Below are 203 nucleotides of genomic sequence, written 5' to 3'. Positions count from 1 at the left end.
TTCACGCTGGTATCCGGTGCTGCACCGGACGGGAAGGGCACGACCAGTGTGGTGAACAACCAGCTGGTCTTCACCCCGGGCTCGGATTTCGATCATCTGAAAGCCGGTGCCACCGAACAGGTCACCCTGAACTACACGATGAAGGACGACCAGGGTGTCGAGTCTACCAGCACGGTGACCGTGACTGTCACCGGCACCAACGA

Annotated in this window: 1 protein-coding gene; it reads left to right on the top strand. The window is 60.1% G+C overall.

The genetic code is table 11. The features are described 5' to 3' along the window. Positions 1-6: 6 nt before the first annotated feature. Positions 7-203: Ig-like domain-containing protein (locus AC3A6M_RS24965; protein WP_487855367.1), on the top strand; the 197-nt coding region annotated here is incomplete at its 3' end.

The sequence above is a fragment of the Telluria sp. Soil_C_11 genome (assembly GCF_057657395.1).
Note: the sequence above shows the minus strand (reverse complement) of the source record. Positions and strands in the feature narration are given on the sequence as shown.